Annotated in this window: 21 protein-coding genes; 18 read left to right on the top strand and 3 right to left on the bottom strand. The window is 66.5% G+C overall.

Annotated features, from left to right (window positions below):
- Nucleotide 1 precedes the first annotated feature (1 nt).
- From AC10V3_RS19820 to AC10V3_RS19865, 10 genes are all read left to right on the top strand, one after another.
- Nucleotides 2–2,752 (top strand): hypothetical protein, encoded by a 2,751-nt coding sequence (locus tag AC10V3_RS19820; RefSeq protein WP_490922804.1) that lies wholly within the window; start codon nucleotides 2–4, stop codon nucleotides 2,750–2,752.
- A gap of 13 nt (nucleotides 2,753–2,765) precedes the next feature.
- Nucleotides 2,766–3,323 (top strand): DUF4376 domain-containing protein, encoded by a 558-nt coding sequence (locus tag AC10V3_RS19825; protein ID WP_490922805.1) that lies wholly within the window; start codon nucleotides 2,766–2,768, stop codon nucleotides 3,321–3,323.
- A complete protein-coding gene (locus AC10V3_RS19830) occupies nucleotides 3,320–3,781 on the top strand; it encodes a hypothetical protein (protein ID WP_490922806.1) in 462 nt (153 codons plus the stop codon). Before AC10V3_RS19825 ends, AC10V3_RS19830 begins: the two co-directional genes overlap by 4 nt.
- Nucleotides 3,782–3,896: 115 nt before the next feature.
- Complete coding sequence (locus tag AC10V3_RS19835; RefSeq protein WP_490922808.1) at nucleotides 3,897–5,069, top strand: phage tail sheath protein; 1,173 nt, start codon at nucleotides 3,897–3,899, stop codon at nucleotides 5,067–5,069.
- Between the two features lie 31 nt (nucleotides 5,070–5,100).
- Nucleotides 5,101–5,610 carry a phage major tail tube protein gene (locus AC10V3_RS19840; protein ID WP_490922809.1) on the top strand — a complete coding sequence of 170 codons (510 nt, stop codon included), beginning with the start codon at nucleotides 5,101–5,103 and terminating at the stop codon, nucleotides 5,608–5,610.
- 60 nt (nucleotides 5,611–5,670) lie between these two features.
- Entirely contained in the window at nucleotides 5,671–5,991 is a 321-nt protein-coding gene (locus AC10V3_RS19845) for a phage tail assembly protein (RefSeq protein ID WP_490922810.1), read from the top strand.
- Nucleotides 5,973–6,089, top strand: coding sequence for a GpE family phage tail protein (locus tag AC10V3_RS19850; protein WP_490923687.1), 117 nt, complete (start codon nucleotides 5,973–5,975; stop codon nucleotides 6,087–6,089). Before AC10V3_RS19845 ends, AC10V3_RS19850 begins: the two co-directional genes overlap by 19 nt.
- Nucleotides 6,086–9,493 (top strand): phage tail tape measure protein, encoded by a 3,408-nt coding sequence (locus AC10V3_RS19855; protein WP_490922812.1) that lies wholly within the window; start codon nucleotides 6,086–6,088, stop codon nucleotides 9,491–9,493. The genes AC10V3_RS19850 and AC10V3_RS19855 overlap by 4 nt, the downstream gene beginning before the upstream one ends.
- 4 nt (nucleotides 9,494–9,497) lie before the next feature.
- A complete protein-coding gene (locus tag AC10V3_RS19860; protein WP_116382335.1) occupies nucleotides 9,498–9,923 on the top strand; it encodes a phage tail protein in 426 nt (141 codons plus the stop codon).
- Nucleotides 9,920–11,068: a phage late control D family protein gene (locus tag AC10V3_RS19865; protein ID WP_490922813.1), complete on the top strand. Its 1,149-nt coding sequence runs from the start codon at nucleotides 9,920–9,922 to the stop codon at nucleotides 11,066–11,068. Before AC10V3_RS19860 ends, AC10V3_RS19865 begins: the two co-directional genes overlap by 4 nt.
- Here AC10V3_RS19865 and AC10V3_RS19870 read toward each other — a convergent pair.
- The 3 genes from AC10V3_RS19870 to AC10V3_RS19880 form a co-directional block, all read right to left on the bottom strand.
- Nucleotides 11,055–11,498 carry a hypothetical protein gene (locus AC10V3_RS19870; RefSeq protein ID WP_490922815.1) on the bottom strand — a complete coding sequence of 148 codons (444 nt, stop codon included), beginning with the start codon at nucleotides 11,496–11,498 and terminating at the stop codon, nucleotides 11,055–11,057. The two genes, AC10V3_RS19865 and AC10V3_RS19870, sit on opposite strands and share 14 nt — an antisense overlap.
- A 34-nt stretch (nucleotides 11,499–11,532) precedes the next feature.
- On the bottom strand, nucleotides 11,533–12,219 hold the full coding sequence (locus AC10V3_RS19875; RefSeq protein ID WP_490922817.1) for a hypothetical protein: 687 nt from the start codon (nucleotides 12,217–12,219) through the stop codon (nucleotides 11,533–11,535).
- Between the two features lie 95 nt (nucleotides 12,220–12,314).
- On the bottom strand, nucleotides 12,315–12,737 hold the full coding sequence (locus AC10V3_RS19880; RefSeq protein ID WP_490922818.1) for a helix-turn-helix domain-containing protein: 423 nt from the start codon (nucleotides 12,735–12,737) through the stop codon (nucleotides 12,315–12,317).
- 74 nt (nucleotides 12,738–12,811) lie between these two features.
- Between AC10V3_RS19880 and AC10V3_RS19885 the strand changes: the two genes are divergently transcribed.
- The 8 genes from AC10V3_RS19885 (at nucleotide 12,812) to AC10V3_RS19920 (ending at nucleotide 17,253) form a co-directional block, all read left to right on the top strand.
- Complete coding sequence (locus AC10V3_RS19885) at nucleotides 12,812–13,006, top strand: hypothetical protein (RefSeq protein WP_490922819.1); 195 nt, start codon at nucleotides 12,812–12,814, stop codon at nucleotides 13,004–13,006.
- Between the two features lie 35 nt (nucleotides 13,007–13,041).
- Nucleotides 13,042–13,233 (top strand): hypothetical protein, encoded by a 192-nt coding sequence (locus AC10V3_RS19890; RefSeq protein WP_454711118.1) that lies wholly within the window; start codon nucleotides 13,042–13,044, stop codon nucleotides 13,231–13,233.
- Nucleotides 13,234–13,261: 28 nt separating this feature from the next.
- A complete protein-coding gene (locus tag AC10V3_RS19895) occupies nucleotides 13,262–13,456 on the top strand; it encodes a hypothetical protein (protein ID WP_490922821.1) in 195 nt (64 codons plus the stop codon).
- Nucleotides 13,453–13,701, top strand: coding sequence for an Ogr/Delta-like zinc finger protein (locus AC10V3_RS19900; RefSeq protein ID WP_029046559.1), 249 nt, complete (start codon nucleotides 13,453–13,455; stop codon nucleotides 13,699–13,701). Before AC10V3_RS19895 ends, AC10V3_RS19900 begins: the two co-directional genes overlap by 4 nt.
- Before the next feature lie 85 nt (nucleotides 13,702–13,786).
- A complete protein-coding gene (locus AC10V3_RS19905; RefSeq protein WP_490922824.1) occupies nucleotides 13,787–16,498 on the top strand; it encodes a toprim domain-containing protein in 2,712 nt (903 codons plus the stop codon).
- 2 nt (nucleotides 16,499–16,500) lie between these two features.
- Nucleotides 16,501–16,803 carry a hypothetical protein gene (locus tag AC10V3_RS19910; RefSeq protein WP_490922825.1) on the top strand — a complete coding sequence of 101 codons (303 nt, stop codon included), beginning with the start codon at nucleotides 16,501–16,503 and terminating at the stop codon, nucleotides 16,801–16,803.
- Entirely contained in the window at nucleotides 16,803–17,045 is a 243-nt protein-coding gene (locus tag AC10V3_RS19915; protein ID WP_490922826.1) for a hypothetical protein, read from the top strand. The genes AC10V3_RS19910 and AC10V3_RS19915 overlap by 1 nt, the downstream gene beginning before the upstream one ends.
- On the top strand, nucleotides 17,038–17,253 hold the full coding sequence (locus tag AC10V3_RS19920; RefSeq protein WP_490922828.1) for a hypothetical protein: 216 nt from the start codon (nucleotides 17,038–17,040) through the stop codon (nucleotides 17,251–17,253). Before AC10V3_RS19915 ends, AC10V3_RS19920 begins: the two co-directional genes overlap by 8 nt.
- Nucleotides 17,254–17,260: the final 7 nt, after the last annotated feature.

The following is a 17,260-nucleotide window of genomic DNA, read 5'->3' on the forward strand; positions in this document are numbered from 1 at the left end:
CATGGCTGGCACTCTCATCAACTTGACCGACGCGGGCCGCGCGGCCCTGGTAGGCCCCGGCGGCACCGGCACCGTCCGCCGCGAGGTCGTCGCGGTCGGCATTGCCTCCGCGCCGTTCGTTCACGATAACGGCCTGACCGCGCTGCCCAACGAGGTGAAGCGGGTCGCCACCATCGCCGGCGAGAACATCGCGCCGGACACGATTCACGTCACCATCCGCGACGACTCGGCCGACCAGTACGTGGTGTATGGCCTCGGCCTCTACCTGGACAACGGGGTGCTGCTGGGCACGTATTGCCAGGCCACCCCGATCGTGGAGAAGTCGCCGGTGGCGATCTTCCTGCAGGCCGTCGACGCGCAGTTCAAGACCATCGACGCCGCGCTGCTGCAGTTCGGCGATACGACCTTCACCAACCCGCCGGCGACGGACACGCGGCAGGGCGTGGTCGAGCTGGCCACCAACGCGGAGACCCAGACCGGCACCGATGCGTCGCGTGCGGTGACGCCCGCGGCACTGGCGTCGCGCACCGCGACCGAGACGCGCACCGGCATCGCGGAAATCGCCACCCAGGCCGAAACCGACGCCGGCACCGACGACGCGCGCATGGTCACCCCCAAGAAGCTGGCAGCGCGGACGGCAAGCGAAACGCGCACCGGCATCGCCGAGCTGGCCACCCAGGCCGAGACCGACGCCGGGACCGACGACGCGCGCATCATCACGCCGAAGAAGCTTGCGACCCGGATCGCGGCGCTGGTGGGCAACGCGCCGCCAGCGCTGGACACGCTTGGCGAGCTGGCCAGCGCCATCGGCAACGATCCGGACTTCGTTGGCACCGTAAGCGCTGCCCTGCTGCTCAAGGCGCCCCTGGCGTCTCCGGCATTCTCGGGCAACCCGACGGCGCCCACCGCGCCCGCTGGCGACAGCACCACGAAGCTCGCCACCACCGCCTTCGTGCAACAGGAAATCTCGGGCGGGCTGGCCACGGCCGCCCCGCCGATGGATGGCGTGGCGGCGGTCGGCGCCGCCACCAAGAGCGCCCGCGAGGATCACCGGCATCCGACGGATTCGACCCGCGCCCCGCTGGCCTCGCCGGCGTTGACGGGAACGCCCACGGCCCCGACCGCCCAGACCGGCACCAACACCACACAGCTCGCCACCACCGCCTTCGTCCAGGCAGCCGCCAACGGCATGCTGTCCAAATCCGTCGCAGGCGGCGCCACTGTCACGCTGACCGCGGCCGAGGCCGGGTATGCAAGCCTCAAGTTCACCGGTGCCCTGACCGCCAACATCGATGTGATCGTCCCTGCCACGCAATCGCGCTGGACCATCTGGAATGCCACCACGGGGGCCTACACGCTACGGGTGAAGACGGCGGCGGGATCTGGCGTGTACGTGACCCAGGGCACCACCTGGCAGCTGCTGTGCGACGGCACCAACGTGGTCGACGCCAACAGCGACTTCAAGGACATCGCCTTGACCGGTGTGCCGACGGCGCCAACGGCAGCCGCGGGCACCAACTCGACCCAGATCTCCACCACGGCATTCGTCCAGGCGGCCATCGCGGCGCTGGTGAATTCGTCCCCGGCCGCGCTCGACACGCTGAACGAGCTGGCGGTGGCCCTCGGCAATGACCCGAACTTCGCCACCACCATGGCCAATGCCCTGGCCCTCAAGGCGCCGCTCGCCTCCCCAGCCCTGACCGGCGCGCCGACTGCACCCACCGCGGCGGCGGGCACCAGCACGACGCAACTGGCGACGACGGCCTTTGTGCAGCAGGAGATCGCCGGCGACCTTGCCACGGCGGCGCCGCTGATGAATGGGGTGGCAGCGGTCGGCACCAGCACTAGGCTGGCGCGGGAGAACCACGTCCACCCCACGGATACCTCGCGCGCCCCGCTGACATCGCCGGCGCTGACCGGCATCCCGACCGCGCCGACCGCCGCACCTGGCACCAACACCACGCAGATTTCCACGACGGCCTTCGTTCAGGCGGCCATCGCGGCCCTGGTGAACTCGTCGCCAGCGGCGCTCGACACGCTCAACGAGCTGGCCACCGCATTGGGGAACGACCCCAATTTCGCCACGACCATGACCGACGCGCTGGCGGCACGGGCGCTGCTCGCCGGCAACGCCGGCCAGGTCTTCAGCGTGGCCAACGCAACCGCCAACGCCCACGCCGTCAGCCGCGGCTATGGCGACGCGCGCTATCTGATGCTGAGCGGCGGCACCGTCAGCGGAGCGCTGGTCTTCAGCAATGGCGCCTACGCGCTCAACAACGTTGGCTACAAGGTCCGCACTACCGGCGGCGTAGACCACTCGGTCATGTACGCCGACGCCTTGAACAACGTGGTTTTCGGCAGTGCGGGACTGCCGACGCTTATCACGGGCTCGACCGTTCAGACCGCCGGACCCGTTTCGCTGGGCGGGCAGGCGTCCTCGGCCGCCCAGGCCGTGCGCTATGACCAGACGTACGGGCTCGGCCAGACCCTGCAGAACCTGACGGCGTCGCGAGCCCTGGGCGTGACCTACACCAACACCAGCGGCAAGCCCATCACCATCCACGTCACCGCCAGCGCGGCCGCCGCGGGATCGTCGCTCGGGTTCTTCACCGGCGGCTTCGAGGGTTGCATCTCGACCGCGACGGCGGCCGGCAACGGCATCGGGATTTCCGCAGTGGTCCTGCCGGGCGGCAGCTATGCCGTGATTCAGTCCGGCGGCGCCACGCTGCAGTCGTGGATAGAAATTCGATAACTTGGGGAAACACATGCAGCACTTCATCGACACCGTTACGCAACGGATCTGGGCCTTCGAGGAAAACGTTGTCGCCACCCTGGCCGACGGCGTCTACACCTTCGCCTATCCGAGCGACCCAGGCGACGGCTCCGCGGCGATGATCCCGATCGACGCGCCTGCGACGCTGCAGCCGGTGGAGATCCGCACGCCCACGGCCGAAGAGCTTGCGCAGGAGCAGCTCGCCAGCGCTAAGGCGCTGGTCAAGGCCGAGATCCGCAAGAAGCGCGACGCCCTGCTGCTGCTGACGCCGTTTCACGGCGAGCTGTTCCAGACCGACCTGGCAAGCAAGATCCAGATCATGAACGTGGTCGACGCCGGGGCCATGCCGGCGTATGCCCGGTACTGGCGCACTGCCGACAACAGCTACATGGAAATGACCCTCGAGCTGTTTGTCGAGCTGAAGGCGGCCATCATGGCCCGCGAAGGCGCGGCGTTCGGGGCATCGGCTCAACACCAGGACGCCGTCGACGCCCTCGCCACGTTCGCCGACGTGCAGACCTACGACTACAGCGCGGGGTGGCCGGCATGACGTCCGTGCGCCTGCTGTTCTCGACCACGCGCTGGCCGCTCTCGGTTGCGATCCGCGCCGTCACCTGGTCGCGCTGGTCGCATGTGGCCCTGGTCGACGGCGACAGCGTCATCGAAGCCGTGGCACTGCATGGCGTGCGTCGCGCGGCGCTGCCGGCCGCGATCGCGCGCGCCGCCGACCATGCCTTTGTCGACCTGCCGGCCCGCAACCCGGATGCGGTGCTGGCTGCCGCCGCGGCGCAGATCCGCAAGCCATACGACTACACCGCGCTGCTCGGGCTGGCTTTGCGCCGCGACTGGCAGGCAGCCGATGCGTGGTTCTGTTCGGAGTTGGTGGCCTGGTCATTCGAAGCCGCTGGCGAGCCGCTGCTGCGTTCCGAAGTCGTGCGCCGCGTCACGCCTCAGCACCTGTGGATGCTGCCGCCGGTGCGCGACATACCGGATCTCGCTCCCGCCTAGCGGCCTGCTTGTTGTCGCATCCAGTGGCACAACACGCGCAGCGCGACAGCCCTCGCGCGTGCGCGGCATCCTTCCGGCACGACCCCAACTCGTATGCCCATTCCCGGAGGACTGCATGCCAACCGAATACCACCACGGCGTCCGTATCATCGAAATCAACGAAGGCACCCGCCCCATCCGCACCATCGCCACAGCCGTGGCCGGCATCGTCTGCACCGCGTCGGACGCGGACGCCACCGCCTTCCCGCTCGACACGCCCGTACTGCTGACCAACCCGCAGCAGGCGCTCGGCAAGGCAGGAGACCTGGGCACGCTCGCGCCGGCGCTGGACGCCATCACCGACCAGGCCAACGCCCTCACCGTCGTGATCCGGGTCGCTGAGGGCGCGACGCCGGAAGAGACCACCAGCAACCTGATCGGCACGACCAACGCGCAGGGCCGCTTCACCGGCATGAAGGCGCTGCAATCGGCCAAGAACCGGCTCGGCGTCACGCCGCGGATCCTGGCCGTGCCGGGCCTGGACAAGCTGCCCGTGGCCACCGAACTGGCGGCGATCGCGCAGAAGCTGCGCGCCTTCGCCTATGTGTCCGCATTCGGCTGCAACACGAAGGAAGAAGCAGTCACCTACCGCGAGAACTTCGGGCAGCGCGAAGTGATGACCATCTGGCCGGATTTCACCGGCTGGGACACCACCGCCAATGCCGAGCGCACGCTGTTCGCGACGGCGCGCGCGGTGGGTCTGCGCGCCAAGCTCGATGAGGAAGTGGGCTGGCACAAGACGCTGTCCAACGTCGCCGTCAACGGCGTCACCGGCCTGTCCAGGGACGTGTTCTGGGACCTGCAGGACCCCGCCACCGATGCCGGCTACCTGAACAGTAACGAGGTCACCACGCTGGTCAACTTCCAGGGCTTTCGCTTCTGGGGCTCGCGCACGTGCTCGGCCGATCCGCTGTTCGCGTTCGAGAACTACACCCGCACCGCACAGGTCCTCGCCGACACCATGGCCGAGGCGCATTTCTGGGCGGTGGACATGACCATGACGCCGTCCATGGTGCGCGACATCCTCGAGGGCCTGAACCGCAAGTTCCGCGCTCTGGTGCGGGCGGGCTACCTGCTGGGCGGCAGCGCCTGGTTCGATCCGGACGTCAACACCGTTGACTCGCTGAAGGCGGGCCAGCTGTACATCGACTACGACTACACCCCTGTGCCGCCGCTGGAAAACCTGCAGCTGCGCCAGCGCATCACCGACCGCTACCTGATGGAGTTCGCCAACTCCGTGAAGGTCTGACCGCGAACCGCCAACCAGACAAGGAATCACTATGGCACTGCCACGCAAGCTCAAGAACTTCAATGTCTTTGCCGACGGCGTCAGCCACGTGGGCGAAGTGGAAGAGATCACCATCCCGAAGCTGGTCCGCAAGGTCGAGGAATACCGCGGCGGGGGCATGAACGGCCCCGTCGACATCGACCTGGGCAGCGAGAAGCTGGAGCTGGAAACCACCTACGGCGGCTTCATGCGCGAACCGCTGAAGCAGTACGCCGTCACGGGCATTGATGCGGCCCTCGTCCGCTTCGCGGGCGCCTATCAGCGCGACGATACGGGCGCCGTGGATGCTGTCGAGGTCGTGGTGCGCGGCCGCCACACCGAACTGGATTTCGGCAATGCCAAGGCCGGCGAGAACAGCCAGTTCAAGGTCAAGTCCTCGCTCAGCTACTTCAAGCTCACCGTGAACAGCGAGGTCTGGATCGAGATCGACCACGTCAACTTCATCGAGGTCGTGTTCGGCGTCGACCGGCTCGCCGAGCAGCGGCGCGCGATGGGCCTCTAACCGCAGGGGCCGGCGCGCGCCGGCCCGGCACCTCTTCCGACCTTCCTTCCGATACCGACCATGAACCAGACCACCATCACCCTGGACGAACCCATCAAGCGCGGCGAGACCACCATCACCACCGTGGAAGTCCGCAAGCCCGAAGCCGGCGCACTGCGCGGCTGCAGCCTGATCGACCTGATGCGCATGGAAGTCAGCGCGCTGCATACCGTGCTGCCGCGCATCACCACCCCGACCCTCACGCAGCACGAAGTCAGCCGGCTGGACCCGGCCGACCTCACCCAATTCGGCGCCGCGGTGAGCAATTTTTTGCTGCCGAAGTCCGCGAAGGGCGAGGACTTCCCGACCGAGTCGAAGACGCCATCGCAGACGTTGCAGTGATCTTTCACTGGCCACCGGCCCATCTGTACGCGATGGAGGTGGCCGAACTGATGGAGTGGCGCGAGCGCGCCCGTGAACGCAGCGGAATCGACGAATGAGCACAGCCCGCAACCTGAAACTGGAAGTCCTGCTGCAGGCAGTGGACAAGGTCACGCGCCCGTTCCGCGCCATCACGGGCACCAGCGGCGAGCTGGCGCGGTCGGTCCGGGCCGCCCGCGACCAGCTCAAGGACCTCAACCGCGCGCAGGTCAATATCGACAGTTTCCGCAAGCTGTCCAAGGACGCCGCCATTGCCGAGAACCAGCTGCGCGCAGCCCAGGCGCGCGTCAAGGCACTGGCGCAGGAGATCGACGCGGCCGAGAAGCCCACGGCGGCAATGAATCGGGCGTTCCAGTCGGCCGTGCGGGAGGCCCAGGCCCTGAAGCAACGCGGCGCTGAGCTGCAGCACAGCCTGCAGGGCGTGCGGGGCCGGCTCGAGGCCGCCGGCATCAGCACGTCAGCGCTGGGCCAGGCGCAGCGGGATCTGCGCGGGCAGATCGCCACCGCCAGCCAGGCACTGGCGCAACAGGAAGCGCGCCTGCGGGCAGTCGGGGAGCGCCAGCGGCAGCTCGCTGCGGCCCAGGCCCAGTACCAGAAGGGCATGTCGGGCCGCAACGCCCTGTTGGGCGCAGGCGTCACGACCATGGCGGCCGGTGGAGCCACGCTGACGCCCATCGCCAAGGCGGTCAAGGACTTCGTCAGCTACGAGGATGCGATGCTGGGCATCGCGCGCCAGATCCCGGGCGCGCGCAATGACGCCGGCCAGCTCACGCAGCTGTACTACGAGATCGGCCGCGCGGCGAAAAGGCTGGGCGAGGAACTGCCGATCCCGACCAACCAGGTGATCGAGATGACCACCGCGGCCGCCCGCATGGAGGTGGGGACCGAGCTGCTGCAGCAGGCCGAGGACGCCGAAAAGGTGGGCAACCGCATCGAGGCTGCGCGCAAGCGCGCGCTGGGGATCCAGGAGCTGCTGGAGTTCAACAGGACGGTGGCCATGATGGCCACGGCCTTCGATGCGGTGCCTGACCAGATCGCGGAGAGCATGGGTAAGGTGGCCAAGAACTTCAAGATCCCGGTGACCCAGATCCGCAGCCTGGCCGACACCATCAACTACCTGGACGACAACGCCATCAGCAAGGGCGGCGACATCATCGACGTGCTGAACCGCATTTCCGGCGTGGTCTCGACCGTCAAGATGTCGTCGGCCGACGCGGCGGCCCTCGCCTCCACCCTGCTGACGCTGGGCGAGCGCACCGAGACAGCGGGCACGGCCATCAATGCCATCACGCAGAAGTTCGCTGCGGCCGAGAAGGGCACGAAGAAGTTCCATGCCGCCGTGGCCGAAATCGGACTGACCACCCAGGAGATCCAGAAGGGCATGGCGGAAGACGCAACCGGCACGATCTTCAAGGTGGTCGAGGCCGTGCGGAAGCTGCCGAAGGACAAGCGCATCGGCGTCATGGTAGAACTGGTCGGCATGGAGCATTCGGACACGCTGGCCAAGCTGGTCGACAAGCCCGAGGAACTGCAGCGGCAGATCCAGCTGGCGAACGGCAAGGGCGCGGTCGGCTCGATGGAGCGCGAGTTCGCCGCGCGCCAGCAGACCATTTCCGCCGCTTGGGCACGCCTGCAGAACAAGCTGTTCAACGCCAGCGCCGAGGGCGGAGAGATCCTGCGGCCAACGCTGGTGAGCCTGATGGAGACCGTCGGCAACCTGGTGGACCGATTCAATGCGTTCGCGCAGGCCAACCCGGCCGTGGTCGGCTGGCTGGTGAAGGGCGCGGCTGCGGCCGGCGCCCTGCTCGCCGTCACTGGCGCTCTGACCCTGGCGCTGGCGGCACTGCTTGGGCCGCTTGTGATCGCCCGCTACGGGCTGCAGCTGATGCGCCTGCCGCTGGCAGCACTCGCGCCGCAGCTGCCCCGGGCCGCTGGGGGCTTCGGCCTGCTGGCTGGTGCCGCGGCCAAGCTGTCGGGTTCCGCCACCAAGGTCCAGGCCTTCGGGCGTGCAGCCGGGAAGGCCTTGGCTGGCGCCTGGCAGGCTTCCACCCCGGCGGCGGCGTGGCCGGCGCTCAAAGGCTATGTGGCCACGCTCGGGACGCAGGTCCCGGCTGCCTGCCGCGCGGCGCTCGCGGCCAGCAGGCGCTGGGGTGCTCAGGCCGGCGCGACCTTCCGGACGGGGACCGCCGCCGTGCGCGCCTACACCGCACAACTCTGGCGCGCGGTCGCCGCCCAGCTGGCCGCAGCGCGTGCTGCTGCAGCCAGTCGCATCGCCGGCGCCGGCCAGTACGTTGCCCGGCGAGGCATTGCCGGCGTCGCCGCCGATGCCGGCCGGGGCGGCGTCAGCCTGGTCAAGGCCGGCGCTGCAGCCATGGTGCATGGCGCGAGCGCTGCGCTGCTGCGCCTTGGCCAGGTCCTGCTGTTCGTCGGCCGCCTTGCACTGGCCAACCCCATCGGCCTGGCCATTACGGCGGTCGCAGCGGGTGCGCTGCTGGTGATCCGATATTGGGAGCCGATCAAGGCATTCTTTGCCGGCATGTGGACAGGGCTGTCCACTGGGCTGGCACCGCTGGCCGCCATGTTCGACCAGGTGTTCGCCGCCGCTGGCGCTGCCTTGGCGCCGCTGCGCCCGGTCTTCGACTGGCTGCTCGGAGCGATCCAGGGCGCCTGGCAGTGGATCACCAACCTGCTGGCGCCGGTCGACGCGAGCCGGGCGAGCCTGGATGCCGCTGCGCGCAGCGGCGAAGGTTTCGGGCGCTGGCTGGCCAGCATCATCGTCGTTGCCGCGCAGTTGGTGACGCAGTTCGCCTCGCTGCCCCTGCGCTTCGTGGAAATCGGCGCGCAGATCATGCAGGGCCTGGTCAACGGCATCACCAGCGGCGTGGGCGCCGTGAAGGATGCCATCACGGGCGCAGGCTCGGCCGTGATCGGGTACTTCAAGGAGAAGCTGGGGATCCACTCGCCCAGCCGCGTCTTTGCCGAGCTGGGCGGCTTCACCATGGCCGGCCTGACGCAGGGGATCGAGCGCGGGCACGATGGGCCGCTGCAGGCGGTGTCGGGGCTCGCCGGCGGTCTGGTCGGCGCAGGCACTGCCGGCCTCAAGGGTGCTGGCGCGGCGGTCCTCAGCACGACCGGCCGCGTCCTCCGGTACCTGTCCGGTGCTGGCGCGGCGTTGGCGATCGCTTCGGGCCCGGCAGCCGCCGATCCGCCTATGGCCGGCGCGCCGTCCCCGGTCGCTAAGGCGCTGAGCAATCCGGTCCCGATCGACCGACGGCCGCCGCTCGCCGCCGGCGTCATGGCGGCGCCGGTAGCGGCGGCGGCGCCAGCGCCTATCACCATCAACATTTATCCGCCCGCCGGCGCGGACGAGCGGGAAATCGCCCGCCTGGTGGAAGAGAAACTGCGACAGATCGAGGCCCAGCGCGGCGCGCGGCAACGATCGAGCCTGACCGACAGGGACTGACGCGATGATGATGGCACTCGGGCAATTCGTGTTCGGCCTGGACACGGCGCCCTATCAGGATTTCCAGCAACAGATCGGCTGGCGTCACCCTTCCAACAACCGGACCGGCCTGCGCCCCGCCCGCCAGTACACCGGCCCCGACGACGAGACCATCACGCTGGCGGGTGTCCTGCTGCCCGAGCTGACCGGCGGGGACGTTTCCATCGAGCGCCTGCGGGAAATGGGCGACACGGGGGCGGCCTATGTGCTTATCGAGGGCACCGGCCGCTACTTCGGCCTGTTCGTGATCGAGTCGCTGAGCGTGACGCGCACCCTCTTCTTCTCGGATGGCAAGGCACGCCGCATCGAGTTTTCCCTGAAGCTGGTGCGTGTCGATGACGACGCGGAGGCCATCATCGGCCGCACCATGCTGGAGGATGGCTTCCTATGACTACCATGGCCCGGAACGCGGAGCCCCGCGAAGTCGCAGGCCGCCACCCGCGGCCGATCTACCAGCTGATGCACCAGGGGCGGAACATCACCAGCCGCTTCCAGGGACGGCTTATGTCGCTCACCCTGACGGATAACCGCGGCTTTGAGGCCGACCAGCTCGACATTGAGCTTGACGACCACGACGGTCTGCTGGACCTGCCTGAGAAAGGCGCCCGCCTGTCGGTGGCGCTGGGCTGGGCGGACAGCGGCGTGGTCGACAAGGGAACGTTCAAGGTCGATGAGATCGAGCATAGCGGGCCTCCCGACCGCCTGACCATTCGCGCCCGCAGTGCCGACCTGGGAAGCGACCTGACCACGCGAAAGGAGCGCAGCTTCCGGGACAAGACCATCGGCGCCCTGGTGCGCGCGATCGCCAGCCGCAATCAACTCGCCGCGGTGATCGCGCAGCATCTGGCTGACCAGGTGATCGAGCACTTGGATCAGACCGGCGAATCCGACGCCAACCTGCTCACCCGGGTGGCCAAGGACTTCGACGCCATTGCTACAGTCAAGCAGGGCAAACTGCTGTTCATCCGGGCCGGCGAGGCGCTCAGCGCCTCCGGCATCCCGTTGCCGACGGTGCTGGTCACGCGTGCCAGCGGCGACACGCACAACTTCATGGTCGCGGACCGCGAGAACTACAACGGGGTCAAGGCGCACTACCAGGACACGCGCGTGGCGAAGAAGGGCGAAGTCGTTATCGACGCGTCGAACGCCGTCCAGGTGAAGGAAGCGCCAGCAGTTGGCAAGGGAAGGAAGAAGCCCAAGGAAACGGTCACCACGTATCCCAACCCTGACAACGTGAAGGTGCTGCGGCACACCTACGCGACCAAGGCGAACGCGGAACGCGCCGCACGCGCCGAGTGGGCACGCATGCAGCGCGGCGTGGCCACGTTCAGCATCACGCTGGCGCGCGGCCGACCGGATCTGTTTCCGGAACTGCCCGCAGCGGTGTCAGGGTGGAAGCCGCAGATCGACAACACTCGATGGACGATCACCAAGGTCACGCACCACCTGACGGAACGCGGTTACACCACGGCGCTGGAGCTGGAGATCAAACCAGGGGAAATAGACGAGGCGCCGGCTTCAGCTACGACGGAATGACCAACTTCATACCGGCTGATAGCACCTCGCGTAGGGTCGCCTTGAGGACTTCTTTGCCGCCACTCTTGGCCGCGTCAACCAAACGCTCACCCAGAGGCGCCGACGCGGTAAGGCTTGCGGGCACAGCGTTCAGTGTTTGCAAGCCCTTTTCGCTCAGCACGACGCCTGTAATTTCTGAATTGAAACGTTTGTCGAAAGTCAGGAAGCCGGCCGTCGCAAGCCATTCGACCGCCGACACAAAGAACGTTCCGTCGGTTGTCAGATCTTCGAAGTATGGCGAAATCACGCCAGGTATGGGCTTGGCTGGCACGGTGGCATTGTCTACAAATTCGCCAGCCTCGATGTCCTGAGGTACCGGGAAATGCTCGTAAAGATGAGCTAGCAACAAACCGGTTACTTCGTTGAACCGTTCGATGTTAGGTGTGGTCATTTTTGTTGTCTCCGCTGGCGCTTACGATGAGAACTCACCGACGCTTGCCAGCGCTGCCCAGGTTACGTGCAGGCACCCATTTCGGCGCCGGCTCGCCTGCTACGGACTGGCATTCATAGACACCAACTGGCGCCATTGCGGTCACGCTACCAACCGAATAGGGTCGCCCTTCGAACTGGCAAACGTCCACCGGTACGTTTGCTTCTGCAGCTACCCTGTCCCACACCATGACGCCGCCCATGCCAATGGCCAAGAGGGTCAATATCCAGTGGAGAGCAGTAAGGCCGGCACTCCTGGTGGTCGGCACAAACGATGACTCATGCTCAATGATCGATGGTGAAGGTGTATCGCCCGGAGATGAAACCGCGTCGTTTGCGGCGCCGGCGCGGCTCTTCGCTTCGCTGAGCGCTACCGCGAGATCGTCCATGATGGCGCGGAAGCGATCCGCCGGCATGACCTTCATGTTTTGCGCGTCATGGTCGCTGAGTAGAGTCTTATAGATCGCCAGACGCACGACGCCCTCAGCCTGCGCGACCTCGTCGACCTTGGCGGAGATCACCTGACGCTGACGCCAAGACAGGTATTTCGGCTCTTGGGGGACCGACTGAAGGTTGTATGTGACGGTGTTGTTCTGTTGCTGCACCGTGGCCGGTGCTTCATGGACGACGTTGCCAGTGACGAGCTGGCTTACATCGCCGCTGACTGCGACTTTGCGCTGCATTGTGCTACTTGACCCCTACAAAAACAGGCCGCTTACCCTGTTCTTGCGCGGCTGGCCAAGCGGCCCGACGCCAGCCCCGCCGTATTGTTTACGGCCTACTTGCGGCTCTTTTTATTGATTGTGAAGTTCATGGGCGTCGTGACTTTCATGCCGCCATGAACAACCTGTGAGACGTCGCCCTTGATCTGAACATCGGTCGACGTGGCAGGCTGCATGCCGCCGATCAATGCCAGCACGCCCGCTCGGCCTCGTTCGTCCAGCTTGCGGTAGCCCGCGAGCACCGCTTGTTCTTCGATTCCGAGGCCAGGACTCGGGGCGCCAGTCAGGATGTAAAGGACATCAAATCCAGCGCCCGCAACGGCTGCCAGATAGTTGGCGTCGGGGACGCGCTCAGCCTTCTCGTAGAGAACTTGCGTCTTGACGGAGACCCCGCCAATGGCCGCGAACGCAGCCTGATTCAAGCCCTTGCGCTTCCTTTCTTCGGCCAGCCGATCTCCAATGCTTACCGGTTGGTTCATTTTGATATTGTCAAATACACCGTTCGGTGCATATAATTCGTTGTGCAACGCTAACTCACACAAGTATATCCGCCATGACCACAGCCAAAACGCCCCGGACCCGCTCCCCGCGTGGGGTGCTCAGCGACAAGCCGGTGTGCGTCCGTCTGCTCCCTGCAGAGCGGCAGAAGCTGGAGCGGCTCGCATTGCAGGAGAACCGTTCCGTGTCGAGCCTGGCCCGTCTGGTGCTGCTTGAGGGCTTGGCGGTGTATGAAAGCCGCTCTTTCTGAGCGTCGTGATCCTTTCCGTTCCAACCGAGACTGGCATGTATCCCGACCCGAAACGTGTTCGTGACAACCGCGTAGTCCTGCGCTTCAACGACTACGAGTTCGACCTGATCACTGCCCTGGCCAATTACCAGGGCGAGCAGCCCGCCACTCTGCTGCGCCAGATCATCTTCCGCGAGGCCGAGCAGGTGCTCGCTCTCGGATCCACTGTAGAGACGCAGAGCGCCTAAACGAAGTCACTTTTGAGCTGCCGAGAAGATGCCGGACGTCGAAATTCAACTGACCGAGCAAGACATGGCAGTGCTGGAGCGGGTGCGTCAGGAGCAAGGCTTGACGACGCTACAACAGGCCGCCGAATGGCTGGCCAAGTCCGGGATTCGGCGCACAGCCGAACGCATGACCGGCAAACGACGCGCCTTTAAATTGGTAGTAACCCCGGGGAAAACGCTGTGAAACTGACCTGCCCGCATTGCGAATCGCGCATGAAGATCCGCACCAGCCGCGTGGTATCGCTGCTCTCGAAAGAGAGCTACTGGCAATGCCCCAACATCGAGTGCGCCTACACCTGCAAGGCCATCACCTCGGTGATCTCCACCATCGCGCCGAGCATGCGCCCCAACCCCAAGGCCTACCTGCCGGTCGGCAAGGTGCGTCCGGGGCTGATGGACGAGCGGCAGATGGACCTGCTGCCGACCTGACCCCGGCCTAGCCCCTCTCTCCCTGTTGATTGTTTGCTTCATGCCCCTGTCCGGGGCGTGAGGGACTCTTTTTGCCTGAAGATTCATGAACCCATCCCTGCACAGCGAAGTCACCAGCCGCCTGCTGCGCGACTACGCCTTCAAGTCGAAGCGCGGCGGCGAGAAGCTGGAGGACGGCAAATGCCCGGCCTGCGGCAAGAAAACGCTGTGGGCGTTCGGCAATGCACCCTGGGTCGTGCGCTGCAACCGGCTGAACCATTGCGGCGCCGAGCTGCACATCAAGGATCTCTACCCAGAACTGTTCGAGAGCTGGAGCGACCGCTTCCAGTCGACGCCGGAGAACCCCAAGGCCGCTGCCGACGCCTACATGCGCGACAGCCGCGGCTTCGACCTGGACAAGGTGCGTGACTGGTACACCCAGGAGAGCTACTACAGCCACGAACTGAAGATCGGTAGCGCCACCGTGCGCTTCGCGCTGGGCGCCGGCATCTACTGGGAACGCATCATCGACCAGGCGCACCGCTTCGGCGCGCGCAAGGCCACCTTCCAGGGCAGCTACGGCGGCATGTGGTGGCAGCCGCCGGTGCTGCAGACGTCCGGCGCCGCCGAACTGTGGATCGTGGAAGGAATCTTCGATGCGATCGCGTTGTGGCACCACGAAGTGCCGGCCGTGGCGGCGCTGTCGTGCACTAACTACCCTGGCAAGGCGCTGGCCGCACTGGCCGAGCAGTGCGCCGCCAACGGTCGTTCCCGCCCGAAGCTGGTGTGGGCGCTGGATGCGGACCGCGCCGGCACCCGCTATGCCAAGGACTGGCTCAAGCGCAGCCGGGACCATGGCTGGGACGCCTCGATCGCCGTGCCCAAGCAGATCGGCGCGAAAAAACGCGACTGGAACGACCTGCACCAGCTTGGCAAGCTCTCCGCGCCAGACCTGGACGAGTATCGCTACCTTGGCGCCCTGATGGCGGCACCCACGGCGGCCGAGAAGGCGCGGCTGATCTATGGCCGCACCAGCATGAGCCAGTTCGCGTTCGACTACGACAGCAAGCTGTACTGGTTCAAGGTCGATCTGGAAGCGCTCAATCGCGAAATGGACGCCGTGCGCCAGGCGCACCCGGACATGTCCGAGGAGGACATCCGCGACGAAGCCATGCTGAAGGCGGGCACGGTAACCAATATCGCCACCTGCCTGCCGACCGTCCTGTACTACCAGGCCAACGCCGCCACCGACGAGGCCTGGTACTACTTCCGCGTCGCCTTCCCCCACGAATCGGAGCCGGCCAAGAACACCTTCACCAGCTCGCAGATCGCCTCGGCGCCCGAGTTCAAGAAGCGGCTGCTGGCCGTGGCGCCGGGCGCCTTCTACACCGGCACCGGCGGGCAGCTGGACGCCTACCTCAAGGAGCAGATGCACCGCATCAAGAGCGTGCAGACCATCGACTTCGTGGGGTACAGCAAGGAGCACGGCTGCTATGTGTACGCGGATGTCGCGGTCAAGGACGGCAAGCTCTACACGCTCAACGACGAGGATTTCTTCGATGTGGGGCGACTGTCGATCAAGACCATCGGCGGCTCCGCCGGACTCTCGCTGAACACGGACCTGAAGGCATTCCGTCATGACTGGCTGGAGCTGATCTGGCGCGCCTTCGGTGCCAAGGCAATCGTCGCGCTGGCGTTCTGGCTGGGCAGCCTGTTCGCCGAGCAGATCCGCGAGGGCGAGGGGGTTAAGCAGAAGAGCTTCCCGTTCCTCGAGGTGGTGGGCGAGCCGGGCGCCGGCAAGTCCACGCTGATCGAGTTCCTGTGGAAGCTGTGCGGCCGCCGCGACTACGAAGGCTTCGACCCGTCCAAGTCCTCGCTGGCGGCGCGCGCGCGCAATTTCGCGCAGGTGTCCAACCTGCCAGTGGTCCTGATCGAGGGCGACCGGGGCGAGGACGGTGCCAAGGTCAAGGGCTTCGACTGGAACGAGCTGAAGACCGCCTACAACGGCCGCAGCACGCGGGCGCGCGGCGTCAAGAACGCCGGCAACGAGACCTACGAGCCGCCCTTCCGTGGCGCGGTGGTCATCAGCCAGAACGCCGAGGTCAACGCCAGCGAGGCCGTGCTGCAGCGGATCGTCCACCTGTACTTCGACCGGTCCGGCCAGAACGCCGACACCTTCGCCGCGGCGCGGGCGCTGGAGCAGATGCCGGTGGAAGACGTCTCCGGTTTCCTGCTGACCGCGATCCTCAAGGAGCGCGAGATCCTCGCCTCTTACGTCGAGCGCATGCCGGTTTACCAGGACCACCTGGTCAAGCACCCCGACGTCAAGCACCAGCGCCTGGTCAAGAACCACGCCCAGGTGATGGCGCTGGTCGACTGCCTCGGCCACGTGGTGCCGCTGCCCAAGGAATACCGCGATGCGGCGATCAAGCAGCTGGTGACCATGGCCGTGGAGCGCCAGCAGGCCATCGGCGCCGACCACCCGCTGGTGCAGGAATTCTGGGAGCTGTACGACCACATCGAATCGGCGGAGGAAGACCACGCCGTGCTCAACCACGCCCGGGGGGATGGCGGAACCATCGCCATCAGCCTGCGGCACTTCGAACAGGTGGCGAACGACCGCCGCCTCAACCTCCCCCCGCTCACGGAACTGAAGCGGGTGCTGCGCACTTCGCGGCACCGCAAGTTCATGGAGCTGAGGGTCGTCAACAGCGCGATCAACGCGCGTCACAACAACGACTACCCCGCCGCGCCAAAGCGCCCCACCACGGTCAAGTGCTGGGTCTTCGAGGATCGGTCGGGCAACAAAGGAGCGTGAGCATGAGCAATATTTCCATCCAAACAGCCTTCTGTGCCGCGACCAAGCTTGTCGTGAAGCCCATCCGATTCCAGGTGATCACACCTGTCGACGGAAGTAGGCCCTACTGGCACGCCACGCAGAAGCTGGAAGTGACGCTGCACGACGGCAACGCGTTCCTCGTCTTCGTCGTGTCGCACAGCGGCGTGCGCATGCAGTTCACCGCGATCGCCCGCAGCCGCCTCGATGCGCAGCTCGGTGCCCTGGATTACCTCACGGAGCCGCCCCGCTTCTGCTGCGCGCGCGCCATTGGGAGGGCTGCCTGATGCTCGCGCTGCTCAACCTCTGGATGATCGCCACCGCGGTCGGCTCGATCTATCTGCTCAACGCGGGCGCCGGGCGCGCCCGCTGGGGCTCCCTGGTGGGGCTGCTGGGCCAGCCGGCCTGGCTGTACCTGACGGCGGCGACAGGCGAGCCCGGCATGTTCTGGGTGAGCCTGTTCTTCACCGTTTGCTACGGCCGCGGCGTGTGGGATGGCTTCGTTTGCCGCGGAGCCCGCCATGGCTAAGCCCGCCATCACCGATGCCGACCTGCGCCGCGCCCATCACGCCATGCGGATCGCGACCCCCTTTGAGGCCATGTCCGACCTGCTCCGCACCGCCCTGGCTGCGGCGGCTCGGGCCATGGCCAGCCGCGAGCAGCAACGCGCGGCACGCCGCCCCGCAGTGCGCATTCCCGACCTGAAGCGCCGCGCCGCCGGCGACTTCGACGACTGACCCCGCA

The sequence above is a fragment of the Cupriavidus sp. PB-02 genome (assembly GCF_058252315.1).

Excerpts from the sequence above, each read along its gene's own strand:
- AC10V3_RS19820 (WP_490922804.1), top strand. The coding sequence starts at position 2 with ATGGCTGGCACTCTCATCAACTTGACCGACGCGGGCCGCGCGGCCCTG.
- AC10V3_RS19825 (WP_490922805.1), top strand. The coding sequence starts at position 2,766 with ATGCAGCACTTCATCGACACCGTTACGCAACGGATCTGGGCCTTCGAG.
- AC10V3_RS19880 (WP_490922818.1), bottom strand. The coding sequence starts at position 12,737 with ATGAACCAACCGGTAAGCATTGGAGATCGGCTGGCCGAAGAAAGGAAG.
- AC10V3_RS19840 (WP_490922809.1), top strand. The coding sequence starts at position 5,101 with ATGGCACTGCCACGCAAGCTCAAGAACTTCAATGTCTTTGCCGACGGC.
- AC10V3_RS19835 (WP_490922808.1), top strand. The coding sequence starts at position 3,897 with ATGCCAACCGAATACCACCACGGCGTCCGTATCATCGAAATCAACGAA.
- AC10V3_RS19890 (WP_454711118.1), top strand. The coding sequence starts at position 13,042 with ATGTATCCCGACCCGAAACGTGTTCGTGACAACCGCGTAGTCCTGCGC.
- AC10V3_RS19865 (WP_490922813.1), top strand. The coding sequence starts at position 9,920 with ATGACTACCATGGCCCGGAACGCGGAGCCCCGCGAAGTCGCAGGCCGC.
- AC10V3_RS19855 (WP_490922812.1), top strand. The coding sequence starts at position 6,086 with ATGAGCACAGCCCGCAACCTGAAACTGGAAGTCCTGCTGCAGGCAGTG.
- AC10V3_RS19915 (WP_490922826.1), top strand. The coding sequence starts at position 16,803 with ATGCTCGCGCTGCTCAACCTCTGGATGATCGCCACCGCGGTCGGCTCG.
- AC10V3_RS19905 (WP_490922824.1), top strand. The coding sequence starts at position 13,787 with ATGAACCCATCCCTGCACAGCGAAGTCACCAGCCGCCTGCTGCGCGAC.
- AC10V3_RS19830 (WP_490922806.1), top strand. The coding sequence starts at position 3,320 with ATGACGTCCGTGCGCCTGCTGTTCTCGACCACGCGCTGGCCGCTCTCG.
- AC10V3_RS19910 (WP_490922825.1), top strand. The coding sequence starts at position 16,501 with ATGAGCAATATTTCCATCCAAACAGCCTTCTGTGCCGCGACCAAGCTT.
- AC10V3_RS19870 (WP_490922815.1), bottom strand. The coding sequence starts at position 11,498 with ATGACCACACCTAACATCGAACGGTTCAACGAAGTAACCGGTTTGTTG.
- AC10V3_RS19885 (WP_490922819.1), top strand. The coding sequence starts at position 12,812 with ATGACCACAGCCAAAACGCCCCGGACCCGCTCCCCGCGTGGGGTGCTC.
- AC10V3_RS19895 (WP_490922821.1), top strand. The coding sequence starts at position 13,262 with ATGCCGGACGTCGAAATTCAACTGACCGAGCAAGACATGGCAGTGCTG.
- AC10V3_RS19845 (WP_490922810.1), top strand. The coding sequence starts at position 5,671 with ATGAACCAGACCACCATCACCCTGGACGAACCCATCAAGCGCGGCGAG.
- AC10V3_RS19920 (WP_490922828.1), top strand. The coding sequence starts at position 17,038 with ATGGCTAAGCCCGCCATCACCGATGCCGACCTGCGCCGCGCCCATCAC.
- AC10V3_RS19875 (WP_490922817.1), bottom strand. The coding sequence starts at position 12,219 with ATGCAGCGCAAAGTCGCAGTCAGCGGCGATGTAAGCCAGCTCGTCACT.
- AC10V3_RS19860 (WP_116382335.1), top strand. The coding sequence starts at position 9,498 with ATGATGATGGCACTCGGGCAATTCGTGTTCGGCCTGGACACGGCGCCC.